The 7,697-nt window shown below is 68.3% G+C and carries 8 protein-coding genes; 2 read left to right on the plus strand and 6 right to left on the minus strand.

What is annotated here, in order from left to right; genetic code table 11:
• The first annotated feature begins 106 nt into the window (after positions 1-106).
• Entirely contained in the window at positions 107-865 is a 759-nt protein-coding gene (locus ACFY8U_RS23630) for a GntR family transcriptional regulator (protein WP_389573215.1), read from the plus strand.
• Here ACFY8U_RS23630 and ACFY8U_RS23635 read toward each other — a convergent pair.
• From ACFY8U_RS23635 to ACFY8U_RS23650, 4 genes are all read right to left on the minus strand, one after another.
• Entirely contained in the window at positions 807-1,607 is an 801-nt protein-coding gene (locus ACFY8U_RS23635; protein ID WP_389573218.1) for an MBL fold metallo-hydrolase, read from the minus strand. The genes ACFY8U_RS23630 and ACFY8U_RS23635 overlap by 59 nt on opposite strands.
• Positions 1,604-2,140, minus strand: a complete 537-nt coding sequence (locus ACFY8U_RS23640) for a DUF4231 domain-containing protein (RefSeq protein WP_389573221.1) — start codon at positions 2,138-2,140, stop codon at positions 1,604-1,606. Before ACFY8U_RS23640 ends, ACFY8U_RS23635 begins: the two co-directional genes overlap by 4 nt.
• Positions 2,141-2,232: 92 nt before the next feature.
• Entirely contained in the window at positions 2,233-3,060 is an 828-nt protein-coding gene (locus ACFY8U_RS23645) for a universal stress protein (protein WP_389573224.1), read from the minus strand.
• A 241-nt stretch (positions 3,061-3,301) separates the two neighbouring features.
• Complete coding sequence (locus ACFY8U_RS23650; RefSeq protein WP_389573226.1) at positions 3,302-4,390, minus strand: serine hydrolase domain-containing protein; 1,089 nt, start codon at positions 4,388-4,390, stop codon at positions 3,302-3,304.
• A 1,005-nt stretch (positions 4,391-5,395) separates the two neighbouring features.
• Between ACFY8U_RS23650 and ACFY8U_RS23655 the strand changes: the two genes are divergently transcribed.
• On the plus strand, positions 5,396-5,929 hold the full coding sequence (locus ACFY8U_RS23655) for a hypothetical protein (RefSeq protein ID WP_389573229.1): 534 nt from the start codon (positions 5,396-5,398) through the stop codon (positions 5,927-5,929).
• 511 nt (positions 5,930-6,440) lie between these two features.
• Here the strand turns inward: ACFY8U_RS23655 and ACFY8U_RS23660 are convergent.
• Positions 6,441-7,178 carry an MAE_28990/MAE_18760 family HEPN-like nuclease gene (locus ACFY8U_RS23660; protein WP_389573232.1) on the minus strand — a complete coding sequence of 246 codons (738 nt, stop codon included), beginning with the start codon at positions 7,176-7,178 and terminating at the stop codon, positions 6,441-6,443.
• An 11-nt stretch (positions 7,179-7,189) separates the two neighbouring features.
• The gene (locus tag ACFY8U_RS23665; RefSeq protein WP_389573235.1) at positions 7,190-7,585 is read right to left on the minus strand and encodes a hypothetical protein; all 396 of its coding nucleotides are present in this window, start codon (positions 7,583-7,585) and stop codon (positions 7,190-7,192) included.
• Between the last annotated feature and the right edge of the window lie 112 nt (positions 7,586-7,697).

Below are 7,697 nucleotides of genomic sequence, written 5' to 3' on the forward strand. Positions count from 1 at the left end.
AAGTCCCCCGATGGATGGATCACTCGCACAGGTCGGCGCACAGGCGTGCCTCACCTGGTCGGAGCGCGCCGTAGGGTGTCCCGCAGACGAAGGGAGTGGTCCACCCATGACTGACCAGGACAGCGGTCGTCGGCCCAAGTACCAGCGCATCGCCGACGAGTTGAGAACCGCCATCCAGTCAGGCGCCTTCGCCCCCGGCGACCGGCTCCCCGGCGAGAACGATCTGATGGCCACGTACGAGGTCGCCAGGATGACGGCCCGACAGGCGCTCGCCGTCCTGCGCACCGAGGGCCTGGCCGAGGCCCGCAAGGGCGCCGGGGTCTTCGTCCGTACCTTCCGGCCGCTGCGCCGGCGGGGCATCCCCCGGCTCGCGCAGGACCACTGGGGCACGGGCCGCTCGGTCTGGTCGGCGGACATCGAGGACCGTGCGCTGGTGGTGGACCAGATCGAGGTCGGCCGGGCGGCGGCGGACGCCCGGGTCGCCGCCGCCCTCGGCCTGCCGGCCGACGCCCCGGTCTGCGTCCGCAGCCGCCGCTTCGTCCTGGACGACAAGCCGGTCCTGCTCTCGGTCTCGTACCTCCCGGCGGACCTCGCCCAGGACACCCCGATCGCCACGCCGGACACCGGCCCGGGCGGCACCTATGCCCGACTGACCGAACTCGGTCACCAGCCGGTCCACTTCCGCGAGGAGATCCGCTGCCGGATGCCCACGGCCGACGAATCCACCCGCCTGTCCCTGGAGTTCGGAACGCCGGTGATCCTGATCGGCCGTACGGCCTTCACGGCGAAGGGGGTCGCGGTGGAGCTCAACGAGATGACGCTGGACTCGGCGTCGTACGTCCTGGAGTACGACTTCGACGCGTAACGCCGAACACGGCACCGGGCGAGGCGTACGCGGCCTCCCCCGCGAACGCCCCTGCTGCGCTGGACACCGCCTGCTCGGGCTCGGTCCCGGGCCCGACATGGGTGACGACCAGCGTGCCGACGCGGGCGTCTGCGGCCGTCCGCCCCGCCTGCTCGGCCGAGTGGTGCCCGGGCCCATCCCCGTCGGCCTCGCAGAGGAAGAGCTCGCAGTCCCGGGCGAGTTCGACGACCGCCGGGCATGGCTCGCAGTCCCCGGAGTAGGCGATCCGCAGCCCTTCGGGGTCCTCGACCCGCAGGCCGAAGGCGGGCAGCCCACCGTGCTCGACTCCCCGCGCGAGCAGACGGCGTCCCCCGACGCGCGCCTCATGGCCGTCGTACAGCTCCTCGACGGCGAAGGCGTCCTCGACGGGGCTGCGCCGGGGCCCGTTGGTCAGGAACCCGGCGAGCCGTTCGGCGATCCCCGGCGGCCCGAACAGAGGGACGGGCGCGTCGAGCCGGATGTCGGCATGGAGGAGCCCGTAGTAGGCCGTGAGCAGGTCCGCGCAGTGGTCGGCGTGCAGATGGGAGATCCACACGGCGTCGATCTCCCCGAGCGCGGCGTACCGCTGCAACTCCCCGAGCGAGCCGCTGCCGGCGTCCACCCACACGCGGGCGCCGCCGCCCTCGACGAGATACCCGGAACAGGGGTTCCCGGGCCGCGGGTGGGGCGTGGCGGACCCGAGAACCGTGATGCGCAGGCTCACGCGCCCTTGGCCTCCTGCCGTGCGGCGGGGATGCCACCCTGCTGCTGGACGTCGGCATTGACCTGCCCGCCCAGGGTCATGACGTTGAGGGTCGCCGCGTTCTCACTGGCGATGGCCTTCTCGACGCGGGCGACCAGTGTCGTGAAGCACTCGCGGTCGGAGAGGTTGTGGTACGGCCCGACCCGGGCGGCGAAGTAGACCCGCTCGTGGCCGAGGAGCTGCTCGGTCGACCGGTAGTTCTTCCACTGCTCCCGGTACCAGTACACGCTCTCCAACGACACCGACGCCACCACGACGAGGCTGAGGACGGTGGCGGTGATCTTCGCGAACCCCATGTCGAGGTTGACGAGCACGGGCACGAGCGCCCCGCCGACGACGGCGAGGGTACGCATGCGCAGGTGCATGGCCTTCATCCGCGTGGCCTTGAGGTCGTACCACTCCTGATACTGCGTCAACCTGCTGTCGACGTACCGCTGTGCCGTCATGACCTCGCCCGACACGTCGCCCTCGGGCGTATCCCCCACCTCGTCCATGCCGGGAGTACACCCTCAGGGGGTACGCCGGGTCAACCGGCCGCGACGGAACCTCACTACAGCCGTACGGCTGTAGGGCTCGTGAGGTCGCGTCAGGAGTGCGGCACGACGGCCACGGGGCAGGGGGCGTGGTGGATCACGGCGTGGGTGACGGATCCGATGTGGGAGCCCCTGGCGACCCGGCGCCGGCCGACGACCAGGAGACCGGCGTCCGACGCGGCGTCGACGAGGTGCTCGGCCGCCCGCCCGGGAGCGGACACCTCCGACACCCGTACCGCCGGGAACTTCTCCCGGAAGGGAGCGACCGCGTTCGACAGGGCCGACGCCGTCCCGGCCTCGTCGTCCGCTCCATGGTGCCGGTGGAAGGAGGTGTGCCAGGTGTTCACGATCTCCAGGGGGACGTCGTGGCGCCCGGCGAAGTCGAAGGCGAAGTCGAGGAGTTCCGGCTTCACCTCGGCCACGTCGAGGCCGAGCACCACCCGCTTCCGGCCACTGTCCTCGTACCCCGGGCGCACGAGCACGACGGGACGCTTCGCGTCGGCGACGACCTCCTGGCCCACGGATCCGACGACGAAGCCACGGAGGCTGCCGAGCCCGTGCGAGCCCACGACGAGCATGTCCGCCTCGGAGGCGGCGGCGAGCAGCATCCGGGTGGGGGCGTCCTCGATCTCCTCCGCGCTCATGACGAGGCCGGGCCGCCGGGCCCGGGCACGCTGCTCGGTCGCGGCGATCACGTTCTCCGCCTCACCGGCCCGGTCCTCGTGGGACACCTTCATGGCCCCCAACTGGTGCTGCCCCCACAGCGTGGCGTAGACGAGCCGCAGCCCGCCACCGCGCAGCGCCGCCTCGTCGGCGGCCCAGTCCAACGCCGCCACACTGCCTTCGGATCCGTCCACTCCCACGGTGACAGGTCGGGACACGCCGCTCTCCTCGTCTCGGGGCCGCCCACGGGTGTGCGCGCCGGATCAGGAAGCTACCGACCCCCCCGGAGCCCGCAGCCGCACCGCCTCCACGAACGCCCTTGAAGTACCCGTCCGGCGCATCGCCGGCGGTCCTCACGGGGACGGGGGCGGGGCAGGCCGGCGGTTGCGGGCGGGGCGCGGGTGGGGCGCGGGCGCGGGCGGGGCGCGGGCGCGGGCGGGGCGCGGGCGCGGGCGCGGGTCAGCCGAAGTCGGGGATGGGGCTGTCGGGGGCGAGGGCGGCGGCGATGCGCTGAGCGATCACGTGGGCGGAGTGGCCGTCCTGGGCGGTGGGGCCTTCCGTCGTCGAGACCGCGATGGCCAGGCGCCTGGACGGGAGGTAGGCCTGCGAGGCGGAGTAGCCGAAGAACAGCGGATGCTGGGCGATCCAGCCACCGAGGACGATCACGCCCATGCCGTAGTGGGTGGCCTCGGTGTTCGGAAGACAGACGGTGGCCGGGCACGTGGACGTGGGCCGGCCCAGACCGACCGTCCCCGGGTTCAGCAGCTCCCGGTGGCCGGCGGGCGAGAGCAGCTCGCCGGAGCCGATGCCGGCCGCCGAACGGGCCAGGTCGCAGATGTCGGTGGTCTGCACCGCTCCGGGGGCGGTGGTCCACGACGGGTTCCAGAAGGTGGACTCCTCGTAGATCCCCCGGTCGGAGTTGAAGGCGTGCAGGACGGGCTCGGGAATGTCGGGCGTGAAGCTGTTGCGGGTCTCGCGCAGTCCGAGCGGCCGCAGGACCTCCCGCTGGAGCAGGACGTCCAGCCGGGTCCCGGTGATCTTCTCCAGGGCTTTGCCGAGGAGGAGGAAGTTGGCGTGCGAGTAGCTCCAGTTGGTGCCGGGGTCGTACCACCGCGGCTTGCTGGTGGCGAGGGCCACCAGCTCGTCGGCCGTCCACTGACGGAACGGGTTCGCGGTGACCGCCTGCTGGAACTCCGGCAGCGGGACGTAGTCGACGAGACCGGTGGTGGAGGCGCCCAGCATGCGCAGGGTGATGCGCTCGCCCCCTTCGAGATCGGGCAGCCAGCGCGCGACGGTGTCGTCCAGACCGACTCGCCCCTGGTCGACGAGCCGCAGCAGCGCCGTGCCCATGTAGCTGATCGCGATGTTGCCGTTCCGGAAGTGCATGGCGGGCTCGGCCGGGACCCCCGTCATCGACTCGCCGAGCGCGCTGGTGACGACCTCGCGCCCCCCGTCGGTGACCCGCAGAATGACGGACTTGAGCCCCATCTCCGCCTGCGCCTGCTCGGCGATCCGCAGAACCTCACGCGCCGCCCCCCGCTCGGGCACCCGAGAACTGACACACTCCCCACGCCCCCCATCGCCCACCGCGCCCCCGGCAGCCGTGACGGGCGAGCTCAGGGAGATGAGCGCGGCAAGGACGGTGACGGCGGCAAGGCGCGACCGCGACATGGAACGGGCTGGTCTCATGGCCGGAGTATCAAGCCGCGCGCCCCCTCCACCGCCCGAAGCGATCCCGACCCGCACGAATGTCACCCGTCAGGCGTGGTGAGGCCGATCGGCTCATCCGTCGGACCCACAGAAGCCCCGACGCCACCGGCCGCCAGGAGAGGCCGCCGATCTCGTCGTGGTCGAGCCCAGTGTCCTGATGTCCCAAGCTGCCGAGATCAGCCCCTGCTTTGAGAGAAGGTGGTGGGTGCCGTGGATCCCTGTGGTTCCCGTGATCGGGCACGCATGGGGAACGCCTGGGACTACAGGTCGGTGGAGCGGTTGGGGCTGGCGCTGCCCCGGGTCGATGGCCCGCCGGCCTTACCCACTGTTCGCCCTGGACCTCATCCCGTTTGCCGTCGGAGCGGTCCGCGGGTCCTGGTGTTGGTGTCCGAGTGGAGCGCGCCGCTGCACAAAGGGCCTGAACGCAAGGCGGGACGGGAGTCTCCACCCTCACGACGCTTCCCGCAGTCACCAAACGGCCCTTCTCCATCTCGGAGCCCGGCGCCCCTGCCGGGGACATCATCCTGACCGCACCTCGCGCACTCGCCCTGATCACCCCGTGGTTCACGACCCACAGCCCGAGCTGTCAGACATGCAGCCGGCGGCCTGGCCGGGAGCGGCGGGCCGCGCGCTCCGCGCTTCTTCAACCGGGCAGTCAGATGCACGGCGTGAGCTCGCGCGTGTGCCTGGCCAGTTGCACCGGAACCGCGGTAGCGAGCCCGCCAGCACCTTTGCTGCTCAAAAGACAGCAGGCACTCGGCATGTCAGCCGTCCATCAAGACCTGGAGGCCCCGGCTCGCCTTTTAAGTGCGGCAAAGCCGGTGGCGGTGCACACTTCTCGCCGTGGGGATCATCAAGGGCGAGCTGCGGCGCCTTCAGTCCGGTCTCGGGGCCGATGACGGTCGACAGCGGCCGTTTCTCGTGCGGGTCCGATTCATCGCCGAGAATCCGGCGCGGGTCATCGCGAACGCCCGTGCCGTGCTGGCATGTGTGGTCCAGCGGACAGGTGACTGGCCAACGTTCGGGCGATGGTCGGAGCTGCTGCCAGTGGAGTTCATGCAGCGGTGCGCGCCAGAGCCGGAGCCCGACCCGTCATTCGATGTTCAGGCCTGGCTGCAGACGTGGCAGGCGATGACGCCCGAGCAGAAATCAGCCTTCAACCAGCAGCCTTGGACGCTGTCAGACTGGCTCTACTACTTCGACCCGACCGAGGACGGCATGGGCGACGATCGCAGCCGGTGGTGGTGGGACGCGGGATCCGATGAGCCAGGCCACGGCTGGGTCGAAGTGGCCACCACCGGCTGGCCGTTTGGAAGCGGTTCACTATCCTGGCTGATCAAGGCCAGCGGTGGCAGGGATCTCGACTATCGAACCTGATCAACAGCTGGAGCATTCGGTGACATCCACCAGGCAAGCCTGGCGCCGCCAGATGAGCCGTCACCGCATCTCATCCCGCTCGGGCGCTGCGACGCTTGCCACACCCTACGGACGCCGTGGCGTTCCTCAAATGACCGTGGCTGTCACTCGATCTGGCGCGGAAGCGCGCCGAGGCCAGGGGGTCAGTCATGTTCGCGAAGCAGATACGCGCATGCCAGGACCAAGGTCGGTAGAAGCTGCCAACAACTTGGCTGCCACTATTAGATCGTGTTCCCATGCCGGGAGATCGTCCGGTCCTATCCATTCGCTGTACTCCGCTGCGATGGAGAGGAACTGAGTCTCCTCCTGGGTGCGAGGCCGATTCATGGACGCCAGGTGTGCCATCGAGCTACGAACGCAGCCAGCTCCGCCACCCTGTGGAGGCGCGTCCGGAGAACGACGCGGCGTGCGCCTGCCTGAGAGGTGACTTACAGGTTGACCGATTCGCCACATTGCGCAAGCAGGTGTCGAATCACCTCAGAGAACAACAGTGAAGTATTCGACTATGGATTACGCTGGACAAGCAATTCGCAACGTCTTTTAGGAACGTTATGTAGCTTTGAACCTCGATCGGGGTCGGCTTTTCTGTCCGGTCCCCATGTGCGATCTTGTTCCTCCTGTTGACGATCTCCGTCAGCTTGACTTCGACCTTGACTCGCGTTTCCTCGTCGCCCCGATTGGCAATCTCGCGATTTACGTGTACGTCAATCTGTGAAATCACGTCATTGACGTCGAGAAGGTTGAAAACGCTCTCCAGGATTTCGGGCTTGGCGTTGGTAAACTGGCGAGTAAGGATCTTCGCGGATAGGACTTGTGGATTGATTGTACGATCTGCATCCCAGAGTGAAGCGTAGGCAGAGAAGAGCTTCCGCGTTTTATGGATCCGCTCAGGCCCTTCCGTGCCAAAAATCTCCTCTATCCGCCCTCGGGTATGCAACTCGAGTAGCCCTTCAGGGATCCTTCGAGTAGGCGGCTGCGCTTCACAGATCTCGTCGATCAGCTCCGTCAGCGCCGCTTTTACGAATCCCTCAAAATGCGCAACCAGCATCACGATAGACGATCGCGTAACTGCGTTGGCGAGTTCTCTGTCGTGCGCTTGTGCTGCGACTCCGCCGGCCCCAAGCGGCGCGGGGGCAACCGAAAGAAGGGTCTCGACCTCGCGAAGGCTGTCGATAAATTCGGATAGGGACTCGAGGTCGGGAGCAGCCATAAGGTCCCTCGCTATTCAGGAAGAGAGGGGAGGTCGCAGCGGACCCCCAGCTTTGCGAGTCCGGCAGCGAAGGACCGCACGCGCCCATGCATGCGGCTGCGGTCTGCCGTTGCCCTGCCGATGGCCGTCTGGAAACTTTCCCGATCGAGGAGTTCTGTCCTCAACTCGCGAATTTGCTCGGACTTACTCACGGCAGATCCCCTGTCGGCGAATGCCAGGGGCAGCATGATTGCGTCAAATAGCGCCTTATTGAAAGCACCCAACTTGTCGTCCTTGGACAGCCTAAATGCAGAGGATCCGAAGATGCTCGAAACGGCATCGCACGTTTCCAGGAAGATTCGAACTGCGTCGGCGTCCGGTTTGCCCTTGCGATGATTTCGCATGTAGGTATTGAGGAGCTGCCGCAATGGCGGACGGTACCCCCCTAGTGACCTGAGTCAGAGATTCGTCGTTAGTCGGGCATGAGTCGCCCGGGTCCGAAGATTCCGCCGTTGTCGGTCACTGATGCCCAGCGGGCTG

The organism is Streptomyces sp. NPDC012508 (assembly GCF_042902595.1).
In the GTDB taxonomy this organism is placed as follows: domain Bacteria; phylum Actinomycetota; class Actinomycetes; order Streptomycetales; family Streptomycetaceae; genus Streptomyces.